This window comes from Hyphobacterium indicum (assembly GCF_003129605.1).
Classification (GTDB): domain Bacteria; phylum Pseudomonadota; class Alphaproteobacteria; order Caulobacterales; family Maricaulaceae; genus Hyphobacterium; species Hyphobacterium indicum.
The window spans coordinates 411,786-435,067 of record NZ_QBDX01000001.1 but is presented as its reverse complement, the minus strand read 5'-3'; the positions used below and the strand labels follow the sequence as shown (position 1 = coordinate 435,067).

The 23,282-nt window shown below is 61.8% G+C and carries 21 protein-coding genes and 1 tRNA gene; 10 read left to right on the top strand and 12 right to left on the bottom strand.

Annotated elements, in window-relative coordinates:
• Positions 1–51: 51 nt before the first annotated feature.
• The gene (gene rpmB, locus DBR16_RS02125; RefSeq protein ID WP_109259581.1) at positions 52–339 is read right to left on the bottom strand and encodes a 50S ribosomal protein L28; all 288 of its coding nucleotides are present in this window, start codon (positions 337–339) and stop codon (positions 52–54) included.
• 198 nt (positions 340–537) lie between these two features.
• On the opposite strand from rpmB, the gene DBR16_RS02120 reads away from it, so the two are divergent.
• The 7 genes from DBR16_RS02120 to DBR16_RS02090 all read left to right on the top strand — a co-directional run bounded on the left by DBR16_RS02120 (position 538) and on the right by DBR16_RS02090 (position 6,790).
• Positions 538–1,350 carry a DUF3108 domain-containing protein gene (locus DBR16_RS02120; RefSeq protein WP_233347513.1) on the top strand — a complete coding sequence of 271 codons (813 nt, stop codon included), beginning with the start codon at positions 538–540 and terminating at the stop codon, positions 1,348–1,350.
• A gap of 24 nt (positions 1,351–1,374) precedes the next feature.
• Positions 1,375–3,936 (top strand): helicase-related protein, encoded by a 2,562-nt coding sequence (locus DBR16_RS02115; RefSeq protein WP_233347511.1) that lies wholly within the window; start codon positions 1,375–1,377, stop codon positions 3,934–3,936.
• Positions 3,933–4,229 carry a S4 domain-containing protein gene (locus DBR16_RS02110; RefSeq protein WP_109259579.1) on the top strand — a complete coding sequence of 99 codons (297 nt, stop codon included), beginning with the start codon at positions 3,933–3,935 and terminating at the stop codon, positions 4,227–4,229. The genes DBR16_RS02115 and DBR16_RS02110 overlap by 4 nt, the downstream gene beginning before the upstream one ends.
• Positions 4,222–4,674, top strand: a complete 453-nt coding sequence (locus DBR16_RS02105; protein ID WP_109259578.1) for a tellurite resistance TerB family protein — start codon at positions 4,222–4,224, stop codon at positions 4,672–4,674. Before DBR16_RS02110 ends, DBR16_RS02105 begins: the two co-directional genes overlap by 8 nt.
• 64 nt (positions 4,675–4,738) lie before the next feature.
• Positions 4,739–5,080 (top strand): ferredoxin FdxA, encoded by a 342-nt coding sequence (fdxA, locus tag DBR16_RS02100; protein WP_109259577.1) that lies wholly within the window; start codon positions 4,739–4,741, stop codon positions 5,078–5,080.
• A 194-nt stretch (positions 5,081–5,274) separates the two neighbouring features.
• Complete coding sequence (locus DBR16_RS02095; protein WP_109259576.1) at positions 5,275–5,793, top strand: CarD family transcriptional regulator; 519 nt, start codon at positions 5,275–5,277, stop codon at positions 5,791–5,793.
• Between the two features lie 103 nt (positions 5,794–5,896).
• Positions 5,897–6,790 (top strand): RNA polymerase factor sigma-32, encoded by an 894-nt coding sequence (locus DBR16_RS02090; protein WP_109259575.1) that lies wholly within the window; start codon positions 5,897–5,899, stop codon positions 6,788–6,790.
• Between the two features lie 6 nt (positions 6,791–6,796).
• On the opposite strand, the gene DBR16_RS02085 is transcribed toward DBR16_RS02090, so the two are convergent.
• Genes DBR16_RS02085 through DBR16_RS02075 form a run of 3 tightly spaced genes read right to left on the bottom strand, consistent with a single transcriptional unit; the run spans position 6,797 to position 11,386 of the window.
• Positions 6,797–7,537: a thermonuclease family protein gene (locus DBR16_RS02085; protein WP_161539373.1), complete on the bottom strand. Its 741-nt coding sequence runs from the start codon at positions 7,535–7,537 to the stop codon at positions 6,797–6,799.
• 60 nt (positions 7,538–7,597) lie between these two features.
• Positions 7,598–8,956, bottom strand: coding sequence for a DUF1501 domain-containing protein (locus DBR16_RS02080; RefSeq protein ID WP_109259573.1), 1,359 nt, complete (start codon positions 8,954–8,956; stop codon positions 7,598–7,600).
• A 9-nt stretch (positions 8,957–8,965) separates the two neighbouring features.
• Complete coding sequence (locus DBR16_RS02075) at positions 8,966–11,386, bottom strand: DUF1800 domain-containing protein (protein WP_161539372.1); 2,421 nt, start codon at positions 11,384–11,386, stop codon at positions 8,966–8,968.
• Between the two features lie 171 nt (positions 11,387–11,557).
• Here DBR16_RS02075 and DBR16_RS02070 point away from each other — a divergent pair.
• Positions 11,558–11,634, top strand: a tRNA-Arg gene (locus DBR16_RS02070).
• A gap of 49 nt (positions 11,635–11,683) precedes the next feature.
• On the opposite strand, the gene DBR16_RS02065 is transcribed toward DBR16_RS02070, so the two are convergent.
• From DBR16_RS02065 to DBR16_RS02050, 4 genes are all read right to left on the bottom strand, one after another.
• Complete coding sequence (locus DBR16_RS02065; protein ID WP_109259571.1) at positions 11,684–13,276, bottom strand: AbgT family transporter; 1,593 nt, start codon at positions 13,274–13,276, stop codon at positions 11,684–11,686.
• A gap of 123 nt (positions 13,277–13,399) precedes the next feature.
• Entirely contained in the window at positions 13,400–14,317 is a 918-nt protein-coding gene (locus tag DBR16_RS02060) for an isopenicillin N synthase family dioxygenase (protein ID WP_109259570.1), read from the bottom strand.
• Positions 14,314–15,177, bottom strand: a complete 864-nt coding sequence (locus DBR16_RS02055; protein ID WP_109259569.1) for a ribokinase — start codon at positions 15,175–15,177, stop codon at positions 14,314–14,316. Before DBR16_RS02055 ends, DBR16_RS02060 begins: the two co-directional genes overlap by 4 nt.
• Positions 15,174–16,112, bottom strand: coding sequence for a nucleoside hydrolase (locus DBR16_RS02050; RefSeq protein WP_109259568.1), 939 nt, complete (start codon positions 16,110–16,112; stop codon positions 15,174–15,176). The genes DBR16_RS02055 and DBR16_RS02050 overlap by 4 nt, the downstream gene beginning before the upstream one ends.
• Before the next feature lie 158 nt (positions 16,113–16,270).
• Here DBR16_RS02050 and DBR16_RS02045 point away from each other — a divergent pair, with 158 nt between their 5' ends.
• Positions 16,271–17,044 (top strand): S1/P1 nuclease, encoded by a 774-nt coding sequence (locus DBR16_RS02045; protein ID WP_109259567.1) that lies wholly within the window; start codon positions 16,271–16,273, stop codon positions 17,042–17,044.
• A 3-nt stretch (positions 17,045–17,047) separates the two neighbouring features.
• On the opposite strand, the gene DBR16_RS02040 is transcribed toward DBR16_RS02045, so the two are convergent.
• Complete coding sequence (locus DBR16_RS02040; protein ID WP_161539371.1) at positions 17,048–19,198, bottom strand: reprolysin-like metallopeptidase; 2,151 nt, start codon at positions 19,196–19,198, stop codon at positions 17,048–17,050.
• Between the two features lie 154 nt (positions 19,199–19,352).
• On the opposite strand from DBR16_RS02040, the gene DBR16_RS02035 reads away from it, so the two are divergent.
• On the top strand, positions 19,353–20,150 hold the full coding sequence (locus DBR16_RS02035; protein WP_109260012.1) for an SDR family NAD(P)-dependent oxidoreductase: 798 nt from the start codon (positions 19,353–19,355) through the stop codon (positions 20,148–20,150).
• Here the strand turns inward: DBR16_RS02035 and pgeF are convergent.
• From pgeF to DBR16_RS02020, 3 genes are read right to left on the bottom strand one after another with little or no spacing between them, the layout of a single operon-like run.
• Entirely contained in the window at positions 20,147–20,908 is a 762-nt protein-coding gene (pgeF, locus tag DBR16_RS02030) for a peptidoglycan editing factor PgeF (RefSeq protein WP_109259565.1), read from the bottom strand. The two genes, DBR16_RS02035 and pgeF, sit on opposite strands and share 4 nt — an antisense overlap.
• Positions 20,902–22,332, bottom strand: coding sequence for a protein adenylyltransferase SelO family protein (locus DBR16_RS02025; RefSeq protein ID WP_109259564.1), 1,431 nt, complete (start codon positions 22,330–22,332; stop codon positions 20,902–20,904). The genes pgeF and DBR16_RS02025 overlap by 7 nt, the downstream gene beginning before the upstream one ends.
• A complete protein-coding gene (locus DBR16_RS02020; protein ID WP_109259563.1) occupies positions 22,329–23,252 on the bottom strand; it encodes an alpha/beta hydrolase in 924 nt (307 codons plus the stop codon). Before DBR16_RS02020 ends, DBR16_RS02025 begins: the two co-directional genes overlap by 4 nt.
• Positions 23,253–23,282: the final 30 nt, after the last annotated feature.

The window sequence follows — 23,282 nt, the reverse complement described above, 5'->3', positions numbered from 1 at the left end:
ACGCCCGCGGCCGGGGCCACGGGCGTTGAAATCTTCACCTGATCCAGGGAGCTATGCCGCAGCCGTCTTCTTTTTCAGGGCGCGTTTGATCTTGAGCACGCGGTCGGACAGATTGTCGTCCTTGGACTTCATCAGATAGGCGTCCAGACCGCCGACATGGTCGACGCTGCGCAGCGTCTTGGCGGCAATGCGCAGCTTGTAGGACTGGCCCAGCGCATCGGACGACAGGGTCACGTCGCACAGATTCGGCAGAAACCGGCGCCGGGTCTTGTTGTTCGCGTGGGAGACGTTGTTTCCGACAGCGGGACCAACACCAGAAAGTTCGCAACGCCGTGACATGGCCAATACCTTCGTTCAAAGAAAACCGTTCCCGCCAAACGGAGCCGTTCGGCGGGGAGCGGCGGGACTTACCCAAGGCGGATGCATTCGTCAAGCACTGGCGGGCGTGATCCGCATTCATCTTGCAGCCATGTTGAATGCGCGATACGGGTTTCTTCCGGCTTCAGCGGGCGGGATGTGTTTTACGGAGTAGTGTCTATGCGTCTTCCTATCCTGGCAGCCAGCGTGATCGCTCTCGCTGCCTCGAATGTCGCCGCGGCTCGTGACAATGTTGATGCGCCGCCCGCACCACCGATGAATATCAATATATCCTATTCCGGCTCGGTCATCATATTCCGCGTCGCGAATATACAGCTCAGCGGCCAGATCGGCGGCGAGAATTATGGCGCGACGGCCCGTTTCACGACAGCCGGACTCGCGGCGTTGTTCTCGGACGCCGACATTGAAGCCGGCATTTCCGGCTATACGGGCGGCGCACTGCAGCCTTGGCGGTATGAGCATCTGAACCATTCCAGCGGGTCCGGCCGGGTCGTGGGCATCGATTTCCCCGCAGGTGTCGCCACCCCGGATGTCGTTCCACCGTTCGGATCTATGGGACAACCGCCAGCGAATGAAAGCCAGCGGGCCGGTGCCGTGGACCCGGTGAGCGCACTCCTGCGTCTGGGATTACGGCAATCCTCCGAGCCGGGTGAATTGTGTTCCGGCCGGATTCCGGTGTTCGACGGCAAGGCGCGTTATGATCTGCGCCTGGAAGTGGCCGGTGCCAATGACATCCGCACCCGCGCCTGGCGCGGGGAAGCCATACGCTGCCACGCCTTCTACGAGCCGATCGCCGGATACGATCCGGAAGACATGCCCTCGGAATCGGATATCGCAGAACCCGTCGTCCTGTGGCTGGCGCCCTTCAATGGCGGCGGCATTCACCTGCCCGTGCGGATCCGGACCAATTCCGGATTCGGGGCCATCACCATCGAAGCGCGGTCAATTTCCGTGGAGCCGGTCGCCGAATAGGGCAAACGCCGCTATATGGCGGGCATGACTGCCTATGCACCCCTGACCGCCATTCTCGGCCCGACCAATACCGGCAAGACCCATCTCGCCGTTGAGCGCATGCTGGCACGCCGGTCCGGGATGATCGGCCTGCCCCTGCGTTTGCTGGCGCGAGAAATCTATGACCGCGTGGTCAGGGAGAAGGGTTATCGGGCCACGGCGCTGGTGACGGGCGAAGAAAAGATCGTGCCGCCGACGGCGCGCTATTTCATCTGTACGGTCGAGGCCATGCCGCTGAGCTTCGATGCGGCCTTTGTGGCCATCGATGAAATCCAGCTCGCGGCAGATCCGGAACGCGGCCATGTCTTCACCGACCGCATTCTGCATGCGCGCGGCACGGAAGAGACCATGCTGCTCGGCGCGGAGTCCATGCGTCCGATTATCCGAGAGCTGGTGCCGGATGCCGATATTGTCAGCCGTGAACGGTTCTCGACACTGAGCTATGCCGGTCCCACCAAGCTGGCGCGCCTGCCCCGCCGCTCTGCCATTGTCGCCTTTTCATCGGACAGTGTTTACGCGATTGCCGAGCTGATCCGGCGGCAGCGGGGCGGCGCGGCCGTGGTCATGGGCGCGCTGAGCCCGCGCACCCGCAATGCCCAGGTCGGCCTGTATCAGTCCGGCGAAGTGGATTACCTGATCGCGACCGATGCGGTGGGCATGGGTCTCAACATGAATGTCGATCATGTTGCCTTTGCCGAGCGGGAAAAGTTTGACGGCCGCCGACGCCGGCGGCTCTTTGCCAACGAGATGGGTCAGATTGCCGGGCGGGCCGGCCGCTTCCGGCAGGACGGGACATTCGGTGAAACCGGTCAGATTAAGCCGTTTGAACACGAGCTGATCGGCGCCATCGAAAATCATGCCTTCCCCTATCTGGACCAGATCCAGTGGCGCAACAGCGATCTCGACCTGCGCTCGATTGACCAGCTTCAGCTCAGCCTGTCACGGCCCTCGCGCAATCCCCTGCTGCGCCGCACCCGAGAGCCGATCGATGAATTGTCGCTGGGCCTTCTGGCCAGGGATGAGGCCATTCGCGATCTCGGGCGGACACCGCAGGGCACGGAACTGATCTGGGACATCTGCCGGATTCCCGACTTCCGCAAGGTCTCGCTGGATGCCCATGTGCGCCTGATCAGCCAGATCCTGACCCATTTACGATCACCGAATGGCCGGTTGCCGACCGATTTCATGGCCGCACAATTCGACCGGCTCGACAAGATTGGCGGCGATGTTCATGTGTTGTCACAGCGGCTCGCTCAGGTCCGCACCTGGGCCTATGTCGCGCACCGCGGTGACTGGACCGAAGAGGCGGATTTCTGGCGCGAACGGGCGCGAGAGGTTGAAGACCGTCTGTCTGATGCACTTCACGATCATCTGACCCAGCGCTTTGTCGACCGCCGCACCGCGGCGCTGGTCAAGGGCTTGCGCGCGGACAAGGCGCTGGAGACAGAGCTCGGCACGGACGGCGCTGTCACGGTTGAGGGCCATGTCGTCGGGCATCTGGACGGGTTGATGTTCAGGGCCGATGCCGAAGGCTCCGCGCTGGAGGCCCGTGCCTTGCGGCAGGCGGCTGAAAAAGCCCTGCGGCCGGAGATCAACCGCCGTCTCGGGGCGCTGGCCAAGGCCGGAACGGACGATCTGACTCTGGATGCCGAGGGCCGTATCGCCTGGCAGGACAGGCCCGTGGCGCAGCTGACCGCCGGCGCAAGCCCTTTCCGGCCGGATATCGCGCTGATCGGCGGCGAGCTGGGCGCGCCGGAAGCCCAGGTGCGGGCGCAAGGAAATATCGAGCGCTGCATTCGCGCGCAGATATCGCGTGATCTGCAGCCGCTGTTGCGGCTGACCTCCGACGAGGCCAATCAGGCGCTGAGCGGTATGGCACGTGGGCTGGCTTTCCGTCTCGCTGAAAATGGCGGCGCAATTGCCCGTCACGAAATTGATGCGGACGTCCGGGCGCTGTCAGCCGCGGAGCGGCGGGCGCTGCGCCGGTTGGGTATAAGGATCGGCGAATTCTCGGTGTTCATGCCGGCCCTCATCAAGCCCCGCATCGCCCGCCTGTCCGGGTTGTTGCGCGCTGTATACCAGGGGGATCGCCTGCGCGCCTTCCAGCCAGCGCCCGGGCTGATGAGCGTCGCGGCGGACGAGTCCCGGCCAGCTGCCGATCATGCCGCCGCCGGATTCCAGCGCTGTGGCCCGCGCATTGTCCGCATTGATATCCTGGAACGGCTGGCCGACCTTGTCCGCGACGCACGGGCGGCCGGCAAGAATCGGGATTTCGAACTGGCACCGGCCATGACCTCGCTGCTGGGCTGTTCGGTTCAGGATTTGCGCGGCGTGCTCTCGAGTCTCGGATTCCGCCGGGTCAGGAAAGGGCCGGACCCTGAAAAAGCGGTAGGCGAACGTTGGGCCAAGAGACGGTTACGGTCCACGCCTGTGCCGTCCCGGCCGGTTCCGGCCGCCGACACACCGTTTGCGGCCCTCGCCGCCCTGAAGCCGGAATTGGCGGTCCAGCGGCCCAAACGGCGGAAAAAGCGGGCGAGTGGCCGGTGAGCGAATCATCCGTGCGCATTGATATCTGGTTGTGGCGCGCCCGCTTCATGAAGACACGGGGCCTCGCCACCGCCTATGTCAGCAAGGGCCGCATCCGGATCGGCGGCGGCGGGCATCCCAGACGCATAGAAAAACCGTCCGCACTGGTCCGCCCGGGCGACCGGCTGACCTTTCCCTTGCGAAGCCGCATCGTTAGTCTGAAGATCATGGCCTTGGGTGAACGGCGCGGCCCTCCGGCGGAGGCGCGCGGATTGTATGAGCTTGTCAGCGAGGAGGATGCCCCCGATGTTTGATGCCATCAGGAAGATGATGAGCGGTGGTGGAGAGGCCGAGGCGCGCTCGGAGCTCGACCCGCATGTGGCCGCCACGACCTTGCTGGTCGAAGCAGCGCTCGCTGACGGAATTTATGCCGACATCGAGGCCGAGCAGATCCGTCATATCCTGATGGCGGCGTTCCAACTGGATCCGGAAAAAGCCGCCGACATGCTGTCCCGGGCCGAAACGCTGGCGGAGAATGCCGCGGACCATCACCAGTTCACGAAAGTCGTCAAAGCCTGCCTGCCCGGACCGGAAAGAATCGCCCTGGTGGAGCATTTGTGGCGGGTGGCCCTGGCCGATGGAGAGAAGTCGCACCTTGAAGATTCCTTTATCCGGCGCGTCGCCCCCTTGCTGGCGGTGAGCGACCGGGAGCGGGTTCTCGCCCGGTCGCGCGCAGAAGCCGCAGCCCGGACACGTTGACTTTTCTGCTGCACGGGCACATGTGCGGCGCAGCCCTTAGTGAACTGATCGGAATGATTTTTCGATGACGTATATTGTCACCGACGCCTGCGTGCGCTGCAAATACACGGACTGTGTCGAGGTCTGTCCCGTCGACTGTTTCTATGAAGGCGAGAACTTCCTCGTCATTCATCCGGACGAGTGTATCGACTGCGGCGTCTGTGAGCCGGAATGCCCGGTGGAAGCCATCAAGCCCGATACCGAAGATGATCCGGACGGCAAATGGCTGGCCATCAATTCCAAGTATGCAGAACTCTGGCCGGTCATTACTGTAAAGATCGATCCGCCTGAAGACGCGGCGCAATTCGAGACCGAAACCGGCAAGTTCGAAAAATACTTCTCGGAAAAGCCGGGCAAGGGATCGTAAACTATTCGTCCGGCAACGAATTGTTTTTAACCAAAAATTATGTTATACACTGGTCGCGTTGGGCGGCGCAGGCTGCACGCCCGTTTCCCGGGGGAGAAGGTCACATACCCTTTTGAGGGCCACTTTATTCACAAAAGAGGTCTTCAGAGGCGGGAGATGTGTGCGCCTTTTCCCTGGTCCAGATGAGAGTTTCCATGAGCAAAAAGACGGCGAATGACAACCGGTCCTTCAAGAAGGGCGACTATATTGTTTATCCGGCGCACGGCGTCGGCCGCGTAGTGGGCGTGGAAAAGGATTCCGTGGCAGGCTTCGATATCGAGGTCTATGTCGTGTCTTTCGAGCAGGACAAGATGGTCCTGCGCGTGCCGACCGCCAAGGCCGACACGTCGGGCATGCGTCCCCTGTCCTCTGACAAGATCGTCAAGGACGCAATGAAAACCCTGAAGGGCAAGGCCAAGGTGAAGCGGACCATGTGGAGCCGCCGCGCCCAGGAATACGAAGCAAAGATCAATTCCGGGGATCTGATCTCCATTGCGGAGGTCGTTCGCGACCTGCACCGCGCGGAGGATCAGCCGGAACAATCCTATTCCGAACGCCAGCTCTATGAGTCGGCGATTGACCGGATGGTGCGTGAAGTGGCCGCGGTTGAAAGCATCGAACATGATGCGGCGCGCGACATGCTGTCGAAGACGCTGCTGAAGAAAGCCGCATAGCCGGTTTTCGTCCACACATTGATCGAAACACCCGGCCATCGTGCCGGGTGTTTTATTTTCAGCGCCCAGTGATCCACATTCCCGCCACATTCGTAAATCGGGTATGGCTCAGAACACACAAACCCCCGCCCGCCCCCGCTCTGTCGACCCGGACCGTGCATTCCTGCGCAATGCCATGGCAGAGCCTCTGCTTGAACGCGAGGAAGAACAGGTTTTGGCGATCCGCTGGCGCGATGATGGTGACGAGAAAGCCCTGCACGCCCTGACCCAAGCCTATATGCGGCTGGTGATCGCGATTGCGTCGAAATTCCGCAAATACGGCCTGCCCTTTTCCGATCTCGTGCAGGAAGGCAATGTCGGCCTGATGCAGGCGGCCGCGCGGTTCGAGCCGGAACGCGAAGTGCGGTTCTCGACCTATGCGGCCTGGTGGATCCGCTCGTCTATCCAGGATTATGTGCTGCGCAACTGGTCCATTGTGCGCACCGGCACGACCTCCTCGCACAAGACGCTGTTCTTCAATCTCCGCCGCATCCGGGCGATGATCAATGATATCAATGGCGGCGAGATGTCCCCGGAAAACCGGGCCAAGACCGCCAAGGCTCTGCGCGTGCCGGAAAAGGATGTCGACGCCATGGCCTCGCGGCTGGCGGCCTCCGACCGGTCGCTCAATGCGCCTTTCACCGAAGATGGCGAAGGCGAATGGCAGGATCTGCTTGAAGATGACCGCCCGGCGCCGGAAGAATCGGTCATGCAATCGCATGACGCTGAAAAGCGGGGCCAGTGGCTGTACGAGGCGATGGAAAGCCTGACCGACCGGGAAAAGCTGATCATAGCCGAGCGCAAGCTGGGCGAGGAGGTCGTGACGCTCGAATCCCTCGGCGAGCGCCTCGGCATCTCCAAGGAGCGCGTGCGGCAGATCGAGCATCAGGCCCTGACCAAGCTGAAAAAGTCGCTGACCAACCGCTTCGGCGACCCGGAAGAAGCCGGGCTGATCTAGCCGCATTCACGGGGTCAGGACTTCAATCCGTTCCGGGTGATCGACCGAGATTGACGGACCATTGATCGCCTGTACCCAGCCGCGCACGCGGACAATGCGCCCTTCAAGTGCGCGCAGGTCCAGGCCGGCTTCCTCAAAGCGGGCGGTATCACCCTGTTCGATCGAGACGGTGAAATCCGTCCGGTAATCGAATCCGAAATTGAGATAGAGCCGGTCCTGGGTATCGCCGATGGAAATGACCCGGCCCTCGACAATCTGGACGGTCTCCAGATAGAGGGCGAGCGTGTTGGGCTCCGGTGTGCGTATCTCGAAAACCCCCGCCCCCCAGAGGCCCCGGCCGGCCTGCCGTGCCTCCGCCTCCAGGGGCAGGAGGCGCGCAGCCGCCTCCCGTGTGTCCGGCCAGGAATAGGCCATGGCATAGCCTTCCCGGACCAGGAGAGCCGCAAGCGTATGCCCGCCCAGATCCAGATCCCCGATCAGATTGCCAAAGCGGTCGAGGCGTTCCTCAGGGCCGGACAGGAGCGTGACCGGGCGTGCCTCCAGTTCTGTATCGATGAATTGCATGGCGAGCCCGTGTCCGGGGGTGCCATTGCGCGGCAATTCAATGCCGGCGAGTCTGAGGGTCAGGGTTTCGCCCTCCGCGGACGGCACCGTGATCAGGCCGAAATCATTCAGGCGATGCGCCGTCACCGTTTGCGCCAAACCCTGCGCGCCCGCCATCAGCCAGAGGCTGATTGTTATGAACACCCACCCTGCCCGCATACCGGGCAGAAAAGCGCTTACTCGCCCCTGAGTCGAGTCCGGAGGTCACGCAAACAAGTCCAGCGGCCCACGTCCGCCACCATTCCAGTTCGACCAGTTGGGGAAGACGTAAGGCATATCGGCATCGGATACGCCCAGCCAGCGAACAAGCGCGCCCGCATATTCCTCGACGGAGGTGGTCGGAATCCAGCGCCCGTCAGATCGCGCATCGTCCGGACCGCCGATGGTCTGATCCGGGAAAGTGCCGAGCAATTGATTGGGTCGCAGATCGCCACCGACCACAAAATGGTGCGAGCCCCAGCCATGATCGGAACCCGCAGATCCATTACCTTTGAACACGCGGTTGAAATCGGACATGGAGAAGAGTGCAACCTCGTCAGCCACACCAAGCGCCCTCATCGTATTGTGGAAAGCATAAACACACCGGGCGATATTCGAGAGCAATTCAGCATGTGTTCCGGCCTGGCTGCGGTGATTATCGAATCCTCCGGTTTCCGCCATAAATGTCTGGCGGGTCGCGCCGATCTCGTCTCGTGCTTCGATCAGGCGCGCAATATGCTTCAGAGCTGTGGCAAGACTGCTATCGACAGGATTGCCTGCCGGGTCGACAAAACTGGCATCGACGATCGACTGGTCACCATTCAGAATATCGTTCAGAACCGCGCCGGCCTCTAGATCACCACGGATGATATCGGTGGTCAGATTTCCCAGATTGGATTGCTGCGGTGCGGCCAACAGACCATCCAGCGCAGCGCGCCGGGCGACATCATTCGCGTCCATATCGGTCGGATCGTAATTGCGCAGTGCGAGGTTTGAACTGGAAATGAGCAGAGGCGAATTGCGATCCCCGATCAATGCTCGCTGCGCGCCTGAAAGCGAAACCGAGGGATAGACGTGCCCGACATCGACCAATCGGTCTCCGACCCGGCCCATCCAGCCCGTAATCAGTTCGGACGCCGCGCCACCGGTTTGCCAGAGGTTTTGCTGGGCATCATGCGAAAAGAGATTCACAGGCCGGAGTTGCGGGCTGTTATTATATTGATCCCGCGTCAGGGGCTGTAACAGTACGCCGGCATTCTGGACCCAGTTGAGATCCCCCTCCGACCAAAGCTGTGCCAGCGGCGCAAGCGACGGATGCATGCCCATGGGCGTGCCGGCAAGGGGCGAAAGATCGCCCCGATTGATGGCGATGGCGCTGCCGCGTACAGCGGCGTAACCGGCATGGCGCTCATCATTGGGAATAAGCATGTTATTGGAGTCATTTCCGCCGTGCATGAACAGCGCAACGATAGCCTTGTAACCTGACCCCGTTCCGACCGTTTGTGCACGAACCAGACTGGGCATCAAAGCTGCGAGGCTCGACCCGGTGACCAGCTTGAGAAGTTCTCTGCGATCAATCGTCATAACGGGCTCCTAATGATCGATCTGGAAGAAGGGAGAGGTGACGAAAAGATACATTCCAAGCCGCGCGCGACGTCGGGATTCTTCCAACGGGTCCCCCCAATAGGTTTGGGCCTGCATCGCCTGAACAATCAGCGCGCGCTGATCTGTGGTCAAATCCTCCTCCAGAATGAGGTCGTCCAGGGTCTGAACAAAAAGCTCCGGATTTTGCGCCAATCGGCCCCAGGCCGACCAATCAACCTGTGTTCCCGACGCGCCCGGAAAATCGGATACCGGACGCCAGTCCCAACGGTTTGGATGTCCGTCATACGTCCAGTCATACAGTATGTTATGGCGCTCAAAGACCGTGCTCATATTTACCAGCGCCTGCGAAGGGCTAACAAGTTCGCCCGATCCCGGCAGGGCATAATCAGGTGGATAGAAATTGAAAACGTGGTGCGCTTCAAACGGCATCTGATGAAGAACACCCAGCCGCCGCAAAAAAGCATAGCCGTCAGACTCCGCGCCGATCAGACGCAGGACCGACGTCATCAGCAATACAGGTTCGCGTAGTTTTCCAGCGCGCGCGGGATCAGGGGTGGAATTGCGCGCCTCGGGATCCAGCAAAATAGCCCGTACAACGGCATGAAGGTCACCCCGAACACCCTGGCCATTATCTTCGAACACGGACGCAATTCGATCAACATAAGCCGGCGTTGGGTTGGACGTTACCAATTGCTGGATCAGCTGCTGCGAAATGAAAGGCGGCACGTTGGGGTGAGCGAAGATGATGTCGATAGCCTGTTCAAGGTCAGCATCGGCGCTTTGTCCGCCGATCATGCCGGATCCCAAAAAGGTCTTTGGCCCGTTATCATGCTCTGCCGGCACTGATTCCATCGGACCGGTGAAATTCGGCAGGTTGTTGAATGACGGGATGAAGTTGCCGTCGGACGGATACACCCACCCGGTCAATACGCGGGATAGTTCCAGAACGTCCTGTTCGGTATAGGCGGGGATGATCCGGCCCGTCCCATCGACCTGAGGTGTGCCATCCCTGTTGAGCCGCACCTCGCCCAGAGAAAAAAGCTGAAGCAATTCGCGCGGGAAATTCTCGTTCGGTGCCTCGGCCCGCGAATTCACCATGTCGAGATATTCGCCCATAACGGGTGATCGGGCGACATGCTCAAGAATATCCCGGTAATTCCCAAACGCGTTTTCAAGAAGCATTTGCTGATAATTTGCGAGACCATAATTCAGAGGCACTTCATGTTCAGAGACCACCAATAATTGAGAGAGTGCCCACGCCACACGCTGACGCAATTGGTCGCCATTCTGCATTGCATTCTCGAAAAACCGCATCTGCAAGCGGAATGCGGTGAAATGATCGCGGCGGCAGGGATTTGGCATGTCGCGGCAGAAATTGGTCGGAACAGCCTGCGCCCCCAGATCGGCATAGGTCGACTCGGTCAGGCCCAGCTGTTCGTCGACCCAGACCTCAACACCGGCACGGCGGATTTGTTCGATCAGCGTCTGGTTCGCGCCGAATGTCGCCTGTTGGGCCAAACGCAATGCATCGCGCGAATTGAGAACGTAATCTGGCCCTGGAGCCGTTATCGCCGCGCTCGTTGCTGCCGCCAACTCTCCATCGACCCGGAATTGAAGCTCGACGCGGTTGTTTGCCGGCGCCAGTGGAATGGCAAATCCGTTATGAGCCTGTGCGAACACAGCAAAGGTATAGACATCATTGGTGCCAAAAAAGGTATCGATGAAGGGTTCCGGCGAAATGAAACACTGCCCCTGCGCATTGGTCATGCAGACGGTCAGATCAGCCGGGAGGTCTGCATTCTGGCCGAAAAGCCCAACCGGCGTGATCCGTACCGTTCCGGCTCCGCCAATATTTACGGCAGCGACGGCAAACGCCTGTCGGCCACCTTCACGCGGAACCCGGATAACGCCATCCCCGCTCAATGTCAGACCAATCGTGACGATATCCGTTGGCGGCGTGCTGGCGACATTCAGTTCAAACGTATTCACGCCATAAAGAGAGTCCGCAGTCGCACCACCGCTGCACTGGAAGACGGGCGGAACGACGCCATCAAATTCCGCGTCGGCAGAAATGGCGATCAAGAGCGATTGTGACGCGCGAGGCCCGAGCGAAAAGGGTGTGTTTTCGCTTCCAGGCACCAGAGCGTTCGTGGCCGGGTCGGTCCAGGCGTAGTCGAGGGTCAGATTTCTGAAACGTCCCGGGAGCTCGACCTTACAATTTCCAAGCGCCCGGTCCGTGCGGTTAACGACGGTTGCAAATGTCGTTGCCGTCGCAGTGCCCGCCTCGGGCAGCGCAACCGAGCGGACCGGCGGCGAAATCGCCGCATTCAGATCGCCAGCCTGTGCCATCGAGGGCATCAGAAATGACAGAACCGCCACCAGGCCGGCCAGCAAAGACTGTATGCGCATGGTCCGCATCCTCCCGTTTCAAACCGCAAACGCAATACGCGCCACGCTATGCCAATCCGTCGCGTCTCACCATAAAAGGAATGTGACAAGGTTTCCGGAGCCGTAAGAGGACCGGTCAGCTTGTAGCGGTTGCAGCCCGGCCGGTTTTACAGGACAAGAGGCGTTGGCCATGGCCCCGTAGCTCAGCAGGATAGAGCATCAGATTCCTAATCTGGAGGTCGCGCGTTCGAATCGCGCCGGGGTCACCAGCCTTCGCTCGCTGCGCGAGCTTCGGCTCGGCAAGCCGGATTCGCCCCCTCAATTCGGCGGATAATAGGTTGGCGAGCCGGGACCGACCGGCAGGTCGAGGCCGAAAGTCCACAGGAAGAAGAAGCCCGACCAGATGAGGATGAAAAAGATCGTGTAGGGCAGCATCATGGCGATCAGCGTGCCGACGCCGAGATCGCTTTTATACCGCGTGGCCCAGGCCAGGATCAGCCCGAAATAGCTCATCATCGGTGTGATGATATTGGTCGTGGAATCGCCGATGCGGTAGGCGGCCTGGATGACTTCCGGTGAATAGCCGATCAGCATCAGCATGGGCACGAAGATGGGCGCGGTCACCGCCCATTGGGCCGACGCCGATCCCAGCATCAGGTTCACAAAACAGCACATCAGGATGAAAAGGATAAAGACCACGGGGCCGGTCAGGCCGGTATCCTGCAGGAAATTGGCGCCTGTCACCGCCGTGATGGCCCCCAGATTGGTCCAGCCGAAAAAGGCAACGAACTGGGCGGCGAAGAAAACCAGCACAATGTAGAGCCCCAGCGAGGACAACGCCGCGGCCATGGCATTGATGACATCGCGGTCATTCTTCATCGTTCCGACCGCACGGCCATAGGCGATGCCGGTGACCACGAAGAAGATCAGGATCCAGACCACGAAGCCGCGGAAAAAAGGCGCATTGATGCGGTCGCCAGTCTCCGGGTTGCGCAATATGCCCCATTCCGGAACCAGGGTGAGCGCCATCAGGGCCAGAACACCGATCAGCGCGATACCGGCCCATCTCAGCCCCTTGTTCTCATCCTTTGTGAGCGGCTCCATCATCCGGTCGTCGAGAATGTCGGGGTCGGCTTTTTCAACCTCGAATCTGCCCAGCTTGGGCTCGACAATGAAAATCGTCACCAGCGAGCCGACCGCCGTGATCAGGAAGGTCGAGGCGACCATGAAATACCAGTTGGCGGTCGCGACCACGATATAATCCGGATCGATCAGTTGCGCGGCTTCCTGGGTGATGCCGGCCAGCAAGGGGTCGATCGTGCCGATCAGCAGATTGGCGCTGTATCCGCCGGACACGCCCGCAAACGCCGCCGCCATTCCGGCCAGCGGGTGGCGGCCCAGCGCATAGAAGATCGCGCCGGCAAGCGGGATCAGGACCACATAGCCGACTTCCGATGCGGTGTTTGAAATGATGCCGGCGAAGACGATCGCAACCGTCACAACATGTTTGGGCACGCCCAGCACCATGGAGCGGACGGCAGCTGATAACAGGCCGGAGCGCTCCGCCACGCCGACGCCCAGCATGGCGACCAGCACAACGCCGAGCGGCGCAAAATTTGTGAAATTGGTGGTCAGGCCGGTGAAAATCCGCCTTATGCCGTCCCCGCTCAACAGGCTGACCGCCCGGATCATGCCATCATCGGCCCGGCCCGGCGTGCCCACCGGCCTCGGGTCTTCCACCGTCAACCCGATCCCGCCCAGAATGCCGGAAAGAAACACGATTCCGACCGCGAGCAATGCGAACAGGGTCACCGGATGCGGCAGCAGATTTCCGAGCCATTCGACTCCGTCCAGAAAGCGGGTAAAGGCGTTGCGCTTGGGCGCGGGCGATTGCGGCTGGGCACCTGCCATCTGGGCACTCCTGTGAAACCTGTCAGGGAAGAGCGCAAATGGACGGTGAAAAGCACACAAAATCAACCCTCTGATCAGAAGGGTTATTCGACCTCCGCAGCGGCCATGCGGCAGCGGCCGAGATCAGGCTCCCGGCAAGCCGATTTCTTTCAGGCGCTGATTGAGGAAGTCACCGGCTGTTATGTCCGGCTCGGGTGGCTTCACATTGCGGCAAGACGGCAGACAGGCAAGCGAGACGTCCATGCGCGGCTGCACGAAGAAGGGCATGGAATAACGGCTGACATTGGGACCTGACGGATTGACCACGCGATGCGTGGTGGCGGGCAGGACGCCATTGGTCAGGCGGGCCATCATGTCGCCGGTATCAATCACCAGATGATCCGCTGCATTTTCCACCGCCAGCCAGTTTCCATCCCGGTCAAGCAATTCAAGGCCGGAACCTTCCGCCGCCACCAGCAGGGTGATCAGATTGATGTCCTCATGCGCGGCGGCGCGGATACAGGCCGGATCCACGCCCTCCGGCACAGGCGGGTAGTGCAAAAGGCGCAAGAGCGATGTGCCATTGCGGATCCGGGTGTCGAAATAGTCTTCCTCGAGCTCTAGGCCCAGAGCGATGGCCCCCAGAAGCTGGCGGCCGGTCTCGAACAGGCGGTTGAACAGGGTCTCGAACGTCTCCCGGAAACCGGCCGGACGGTCCGGCCAGACATTGGGCTGGACCGGTCCGGCACCGGCGTCATGGCCGATCTGCCAGAACTCCTTCAGATCCGGTGCGGCATGATCCTTCGCATGTTCGGTTCCGAAGGGTGTGTAGCCACGCAGGGCGCCAGCATAACGGCGCTTTTCGGCTTCCGGCAGGGCGAAGAATGCCGCTGACACCGCATAGCTCTGGCGGAGCAATTGCGGGTCCACTCCGTGGCCCGAGAGGGTGAGAAAGCCATAGCGTTGCAGACCGGTCATCAGGGAGGAAACAAAAGCCTGCTTTTGCGCCGGACCGCCATCCGTAAAATCACGCAGATCGAGATGTGTGATGGGGCTGGTCATGACGTTTCCTGCATCAGGGAGAAGACAGCGCCGCGGCCGGGCAGGCCGGTCTGTGCGCCCGGCCGGGTGGTCGCCAGGGCACCCGCTGCGCAGGCAAATTCCAGAGCCCGCTGATCGCCCATATCTTCCATAAGGCCTATGGTGAGGGCTGCGACAAAGGCATCCCCTGCCCCCACTGTCTCGACCACCTCGACCTGCGGCGGCCGGGCGCGCGCCACCTCGCGGCCCCGGTGAAACAGGACGGCGCCTTCGCGGCCGAGTGTAAGGGCGACGCGGTTATTGAAGGCCAGCAGCCTGTCCTGCCCGTAAAAGGCCGCCTCGGTTTCATTGACGATCAGCAGATCGGCCTGCGCCAACAGGGCGTCCGGCACGTCCCGGGCCGGTGCGAGATTGAGCACCCTGAAACCGGTGCAACGCTCCACCGCTGCGGTCAGCGCCGGAAGGGGAATTTCGAGCTGGCCGATCAGGGCAGTGGCAATCTGCGCAGGCACGTCGTCCGCGGTCAGCGCCGAATTGGCGCCGGGGGCCACGACAATCTGGTTTTCACCATCCTCGCTGACGGCGATCAGCGCCACACCTGTGGGATGCGCACTGCTGACACGGCAATGATCCAGACAAACGCCCGCCTCGCGCAGCAAGCGGGTTGCCGCCGCGCCATGATCATCTGCGCCAATGCAGGCAATGAAGTCGACATCCGCGCCCAGAAGCCGCGCCGCCAGCGCCTGATTGCCCCCCTTGCCACCGGGCGAGATGGCGAAATCACCGCCGAGGACGGTTTCCCCCGGTTCCGGCAGCTTCGGGCAATGCGCAACAAGGTCGAGATTGACCGAGCCGATGACGGTCAGGCGGGGCAGAGTCATAGACGGGCCATCCTTTCCAGAAGCAGTCGGAATACGCCATCCGCATCCAGACCGTCTACCCAGACGGCGTTGGCAGGATTGTCCGCGCCGGGACGCAGATCGACAGCTGTGTGACCACGGGTCAATTGTGACCGGGTTTCCACTTCGATCCGGGCCGGCCGGGCGCTGAAGAGTCCGGGTGCCAGCAACCAGGCAACGGTGCAGGGATCGTGAAGCGCGGCCCCTGCCGTGCCATAAATCTCGCCATAGATGGCGTTGACATGTTCGATCATTCCGGCAGCGGCCCTGGATGCGGGATTGCCGATGGCGCGCAGGGCCTGCATGCGGTCCGGTGTGCAGCGTAGCTGCAAGGTCGTGTCGAGCCCGATAACCGTTACGGGCCGGCCGCAATGCAGCACAGCCTGCGCCGCATCGGGGTCGGCATAGATGTTGAACTCCGCCGAGGGTGTGATGTTGCCGCCCTCGCGGCGCGCCCCGCCCATCAACACGATCCGGTCGATTCCGGCCGTGATTTCCGGTGCCTGACGGAGTGCGGTGGCCAGATTGGTCGAAGGACCGGTGATGACCAAAGTCGCGGGTGGGAGCGCCGTGTCCGACAGCCGGCCGACCAGGAAGTCAACGGCGGATCCGGCACGGGCCGCCGGCCGTTTTTCGGGAAAAACCACCGGTCCCAGACCACTCTCGCCATGGATGTGATTGGCAAAGACGGGATCATCCCGCATCGGCCGGGCGCACCCGGAATAGACCGCCACATCCGTGTGGCCGGTCAGGGCCAGCAGGCCGAGCGCATTGCAGGTGCAAATATCCACCTCGACATTTCCCGCCACGGTGCAGATGGCCTCGACCGTCAGCTCCCCGCCCGAGGCCAGTGCCAGCATCAGGGCGACGCAATCATCAATCCCGGGATCGCAATCGAGGATGACGGGTGTGGGCATGGGGCAGGCTCCGCGTGTTCTGGTGTCCGACCATAGAAGGCTTGATCAGGGGCCGCAAAAGCGGAATGCCGTTGTGCGGGCAACAGATTGCGCGATGCCTCTGCATTGTTCAGATTGCGGGATAAATGTTTGTTACAATTGCCAGCTAGACGGATTCCATGAAACAGATTCTCACCGCCTCTGCCGCCCTCTTGCTTGCCGCATCACCGGCGCTTGCCTGGGGCAAGACCGGACACCGGGTGACCGGCGCGATCGCCGACCGTCACCTCTCCGAAGACGCCCGCATCGCGATCCGGGAGATTTTAGGGGTGGAAGACCTGGCGGAGGCCTCGAACTGGCCGGATTTCATGCGCTCCAGCAGCGAGGATTTCTGGCGGGCCGCCGGGCCGTTTCACTATGTGACCATTCCGGAAGGCACAGACTATGATGTGTCGATGGCGCCCGAGGCCGGCGACGCCTTTACGGCGCTGCAGATGTTTTCGGCCATCGCCGCGGACGAAACGGCCCCGCCGGCTGACCGCCAGCGCGCCCTGCGGTTCGTTATCCACCTTGTCGGCGATCTGCACCAGCCCATGCATGTCGGCGACGGGACGGATCGTGGCGGGAATGATGTCACGGTGATCTTCTTCGAGAATGTCACCACGCTTCATCTCGTCTGGGACGAGGACATGGTCGATTATGAACAGCTCTCCTATTCGGAGATGACGGAGTGGCTGGACCGCCGGATCACGCCTGAGCTGGCCGAAGCATGGTCGGTCACCGACCCGCATGTCTGGATATCAGAGAGTGCGGAAATTCGCCCGACGCTCTATCCCGATGATGCCGAGCTGCAATGGAATTACGTGTTCGAGCATCGCGCCACGATGCGGATGCGCCTGTCACAGGGCGGTATCCGTCTCGCCGCCTATCTCAACGAACTGTTCGAAGACTAGGGCTTATTGCGATCTCACCGCCACGCTGGTCGCGCCGACAGACTGACCGGCCGGAGTCCGGAAATGGACGAAGACGCGGTTATTCGCCGGATCGTTGGCAATGGACGTATTGCTGCGCACGAAAACCGCGAAGGTGAGGGTTTCGCCAGCCTGGAAAAGCCGGGTCAGGCTGGCAGCGCGCGGCGTGGCGCACTGGCCGGTCGCGGCATCGGTCTGGCAGATTTCCAGCAGGTCGAATTCCGAAGTATTCGGGCCAGGTTCCGGTATTACCGTCACATTTGCCGTTGCGCCCAGATTGGCTGTTGCGACCGAGAATGCGCCGGCACCGCCGCCTGCAGGCAATTCGGTTATGCCATTGTTTCCGGTCGTGGCAGCCAGGGCGACAATGTCCGGCAGGGAGAGTGTCGTTGAAGTGAAGCGCAGCGTATTCACGCCTGCAATGACGGGCGCGCTGCCGCGATTGCGGCAGGCGGTGTCAATCTGCAGATCCGGGACATTTGTTACCCCGGCCTGTGAAAAAGATATCACGAATGTCTGGATGCTGCCGGCCGGAATATCCGCCAGATCACCGGGATTGCCGATGGCGGCATTGGTCGCCGGATCCGTGCGCTGGAAGGAAAAGTCGGCCGCGGCCGCCCCATGCACCCGCAGTCCGCAGCCCAGCGCCGGCGATCCGGTTGATGCCGGATTGACGACCGACACAAAGGCGGTGGCGGATGTTCCGGCTGCAACCGTCCGGCTGTAGGGCAGGACAGCGGAACGGACCGTGACGCCACCGGGACGGTAATCACGGACATTATAGCCAGCTTCACGCATGGACCGGGCATTATCCGTCGGCGATGTGGTATTGTCCTGGGGGGATCCAGGCGCGTGCGGTGATTGCGGGAGCGTCCCGCAGGCCTGTCCGGCACAATTGGCCTGTTGCGGATTGGAAAACCGGGCCAGCCAGGTTTCATTCTGCCCGAAACTGCCCGCGCAATTCACGTTGGAACGGGTCGAATCATACCCCATGATCGTGCGGAAACTGCAGTCGACCCGGTGTCCATAGGAAAAGTTGAAAACGCCGGGACCGTTGGTGTTTTCAATATTGTGTGTCGAACCGAGATTGTGGCCGACTTCATGGGCAAAGGTCAGATCACCGCAACTGCGGCCGGTCCCGTTCCCATCCGGGCCATCTCCGGAGACGGCCACACCGAGCACCCAGTCTTCGGCGGGATCGATTTGCCCCTCTGCGCCACCCCCCGGCAGGTAGGCGACACCGCAATAGGTCTGCTGGGCGCGCCAATAGCGGCGCAGCATGACGACGATATCGGCTCCGACCGCATTCCTGAAATCCAGAAGGCTGGAAAGGTCGCCATTATTGATGCAGGCATTGGGTCCACCCGAGCAATTGCCATCGACATCCAGCTCCGTGCCGGGATGGCCATAACTGGCGCCCGCATAGAGATCATCGATCGTCTCGAGCGTCGAGGTGAATTCGTCCCACGCGCCGGGTACGGGCGTGGCCCCGACGAGGCGCGCGCGTAATCCCGTATCACTGTCGACCAGTGCCTGATCAAGGACATTCACGAGATGCTGCATGCGCGTTGTCAGGCCCAGACCGTAATAGCTGCGCATGCCATTCGTATAGACAATGGCGATATCTATGGTTCCGTTGGAACCTGTGGCCACGGCCTGGCTGATATGTTCGCGGTCGAGACTGGCGGCGGGGCGGGCGGCGTTACCAATGGGACGTGTCAGCGCATCGCTGCCCGGCTCCAGAGGCGCGCCGAGATCGCGCGTCAGCTCAAGCGGACCGCCCGGCCCGGTTGGTGCCAGCGTCCAGGCCCCTTCCGGCGTGGCGATATAGCCGAAGGTCGCAGCCGCGCCGTGTGTGAGAATGACGCGGTAGGGCTCGCCTTCACGGGCCAGATGCCCGACCCAGAGACGGTCGCCGCTGTCTGACATGGCGGTGCGATCAAAGGCAATCTCGTGCCGTCCGGCCGCCGGCAAGGTCAGGAAGATCGTCTCACCCGGTTCAAGGGAAAAGGCGTCATCGGCCAAGCGTAAGAACCGGCCGTCCGTCAAATCCGGCGAGACTTCAAACAATTCCTGTGCGGCGGCCGGTTGCAAGACCAGAAACCCCGCCACCAGACCCCATACCCAGTTATGCATGCCGCTCTCCCTCAAGTACGGGATGAAAGCTACCACCGGATTTGGGAGGAGGGTTTCACATTGATGTGAGATCGGGTGCGCCCGCCCTTGCATCAAGGCTCGACACGGGCGCGCATTCGCGGCCATGCTGTCCTCACACAAGCAGGGGGCGTTCATGGAATTCACCGGGAAAATTGCCATCGTCACAGGCGGTGCGGGCGGGATTGGTGCTGCTGCGGCGCGCGAGTTTCACAGGCGCGGGGCGCGAGTGGCCTGCTGCGATCTGGACGGCGGGGCGGCGGACGCCGTTGCCAGGGAATGCGGCGGGTTTGGAAAGCGCGTGAATGTCGCCGATGAAGGCGAGATGGCGGTCTTCATTGCCGAGGTCGAACGCGATCTGGGGCCGGTCGATATTTTCTACGCCAATGCCGGGGTCGGCTATACCGACGGCCCGGTGGGCGGCGCGGCGGGCGCGCCCAATTCAAACTGGGAGAAGGCCTGGCAGATCAATGTCATGCACGGCGTCTATGCAGCGCGGCATGTGCTGCCCGGCATGACGAAACGCGGCTCGGGTGCCTTCCTGATTACCGCGTCGGCCGCCGGCCTGCTGGCGCAGATCGGCGATGCCGCCTATTCCGCCACCAAGGCCGCGGCCATATCGGTCGCGGAAAGCATCGCCATCAGTCATGGCGATGACGGCATTCAGGCCCACGCCGTCTGCCCGCAATATGTCAAAACCAACATGACCAAGGATTTGCCCGAAGTGATGACGTCGGTGGATGGCATGATCACGGCGGAAGACGCCGCGCGGACGATTGCGGACGGGGTGGAGAAGAATGACTTCCTCATCCTCACCCATCCGGTCGTCGCCGATCACTTCGCCAAGAAAGCGGGCGACCGCAATCGCTGGCTCGGCGGCATGCGCAAGCTGCGCCGTATGCTGATGGAGATGAATGGCGGTCGGGTGGTTTAGGTGAGCCCGATCACCCCGGCCTGACCGCCGAAGGGGCCGCCTTTTGCGCGGCGGCAAGAGAAGAGGTTGTCATCAGCAAAGGTACAGGCATCTGACATCCAGATCGCGTCCGGTAACACACCCGCTTCGATCAACTGACGCCTGACAGCGCCTGCATTGTCCAGCTTGCCACCACCTTCGGCATCGCGAGGGCCTATGATCCCCTGCGTGCCGCCAAACAGGGAGCCGAATTGTTCAATCACTTCCGGTCCGACGCGGTAATGCGCCGGGCTGATGGACGGGCCGATGGCGGCCTGGATCTTGCCCGGGAGGGTGCCATAGGCGGCGTTCATGGACTCCAGCGTATGACGGGCAATCTCCTGCACCGTGCCGCGCCAGCCGGAATGGACGGCTGCGATGGCGCGGTTTTCAGCGTCAAAGATAAGCAGCGGGACGCAATCAGCAGTCTGAACGGCGAGGCCCATGCCCGGCACATCGGTCATCATCGCATCTCCCTCCCCGGCGGCGCCATTGGCGGGAGCGGCATCTACGCGCAGCACTGTGTTGCCGTGGACCTGCTTTGCGAAGACCAGGGATTTGAGCCCCAGAGCGGCCTTCACGCGGGCGCGGTTTTCTTCCACCGCGCCATCGGCTTCACCGTCGCGGCGGGACAGGTTGAGGCTTTCAAATGTGCCGGTGGAGACCCCGCCCTCGCGGGTGGTGAAGGCGTGGACCAGACCGTCCTGTTTCAGATTCGGTGCGGAGATGAAACCTACCATTCACCACCCTCCTCCGGCAAAAACCCGATGCGATCCCGCCCCAGATCATAACCCGCGCGCGCCTGCGCAATATCGTCCAGCAGGCCGTGCAGCGTTGACCAGTCATCGCGCTCGTGGATGGGCGCAAAGGCTCCTTCCATGGTCTCGATCGTCATGTGGACCGGGTTTTCGCGCGCGAAATAGGCATGGCCGAGGCGCTCTGGCCGGACGGATGTGTGATCCGCGAACAAATCTGAAAAGGCCGCATATTCCGGCCCGGAGTACTCGCGGGCAGCGGCCCTGATGCGCTCGGAATCATTGGTGAAATGATCAAAGAAGACCGCCTCGAACGGCAATTGGCTGGCCGAGAGGAAAGCCAGAAACGCCTTCACCATGTCTTCGGAATTGTCCTGCACCGCCACACCCAGACGCGCGCAGAACGCCCCCGTCATCTCCGTTGTATAGGCGTCCGGGAAGGTGTTGAGCACATCTATAATCTGGTCCTTGTCGCCCACCGGCAGAAGCGCAACCGCGAGCTGTTGCAGCGCCCAGAAGACGGCTTCGGGCTGGCGCGCATAGGCATAAAGCCCGTTCTCGTCGAAATACGCCGCGGTAAAGCCCGGCTTGTAGGTCGGCAAAAACCGCCATGGCCCATAGTCGAAACTCTCGCCGGTGACGTTGAGATTGTCGGTGTTGAGGACGCCATGCACAAAACCCGCCGCCATCCATTGGGCGGCCAGACGGGCCGACGCCGCGCACACCACTGCAAGGAATTGCGCAGTCTTTTCGGGGCCTTCAAAGCCGGACAGATCCGGGTAATAGCTGGTGATCGCATGATCGATCAGGGCCGCGATCCTGTCGGGCGCGCCCTCATAGGCATGGCGCTGGAATGTGCCGAAACGGACATGGGAATGCTGCAACCGGGTCAGCACCGCCCCGCGCGCGGGCGAGGGTTCGTCATGACGGGCGAGCTGATCGCCGGTCTCGAACACGCAAAAGGCTTTCGAGGTATAGACGCCCAGCGCTTCGAGCATTTCTGCGGCGAGAATTTCCCGCACCGCGCCTTTCAGCGTCAGGCGGCCATCGCCGGTGCGCGACCACGGCGTCTGGCCCGATCCCTTGGTGCCGAAGTCCAGCAAGCGGCCGGCCGGATCGCGCATCTGGGCATAAAGAAAGCCGCGACCATCGCCGATCTGCGGATTGTAATGCCGGAATTGATGGCCGTGATAGCGCATGGCGAGCGGTGCATGGGGATAGCCGTCCGGGCGGTCAAAACGGCCAAAATGACCGGCGATCTGTTCCGGGGTCAGCCCGCCCAGACCGATCTCCTCGGCCCAGCGTTTGTTCCACCAACGCAGCTTCAGGTCGGGAAAATCTGCCGGTTCGACCGCGTCGGCGAAATCGGGCCCTAGAAGCGCAAAGGCGGATTCCGGCGTGAAGCTCATGCCGTCAGGCCGGTGCGCAAGGCTTCGGCCGCCAGCCGCACCTGCTTGTCCGCGCCGATGGCCACGCGCGTCATGTTGAAAAAGCCGTGCGGGAGCCCTTTTGAAAGATGATAGCTGACCTTCACACCGGCGGCCTGAAGCCGGTCGCGATAGGCCTGCCCCTCATCGAAGAGCGGGTCGAGCTCGGCGGCAGCAATATGGGCCGGTGGCAGGCCAGTCAGATCGGTTTCGAACAGCGGCGAGATGCGCGGATCCATCGGACCAGTTTCTCCGCAATAGGTGTCGCGGATCCAGTCCAGCGCATTGGCTGACAGCATATGGCCTTCCAGCATTTTTGGCTTGATCTTGCGGGTCTCGGCCAGTTGCAGCAGCGGATAGATGAGGAGCTGGAAACGGATACGGCCGCGGCGCGCCTGCGCGATGGCGGCAGCCAGTCCCCCGCCTGCCGAATCGCCGGCCACGGCCAGGCGGTCCGGGTCAGCCCCCAGCTCATCCGCGCCCTCTCCGGCGGCCCAGTCCAAAGCGGCCAGACAATCCTCATAAGCCGCCGGGAAAGGGCATTCCGGTGCCAGGCGGTAATCGACGGCCAGCAGACGGCATTCCGATTGCGCGGCAAGCCGCTGAGCCATGCGGTGATGGCTCTCCAGATCGCCGAAAACATAACCTCCGCCATGGAAGAAAACCGTCAGCGGGGCCGGGACATTGGTATCTTCCGGCACATAGAGGCGGGCCGGAATATCTCCGGCCGGTCCGGGAATGACAAGGTCACGGACTTCGGCGACGTCCGGCGGCGACGTCTCCATGACCGGGACCAGTTTGCGCAGGGCGGCCCGTCCATTGCGGGCGCTGGTATCGGGGGCGAAGGGATCGCTCAGCCCGGCGCGGGAGATCAGGTCAGACCAGTTGAATGAGTTTGCCATGCGCAGGAATTAAGCGCGGCGGGCCGGATG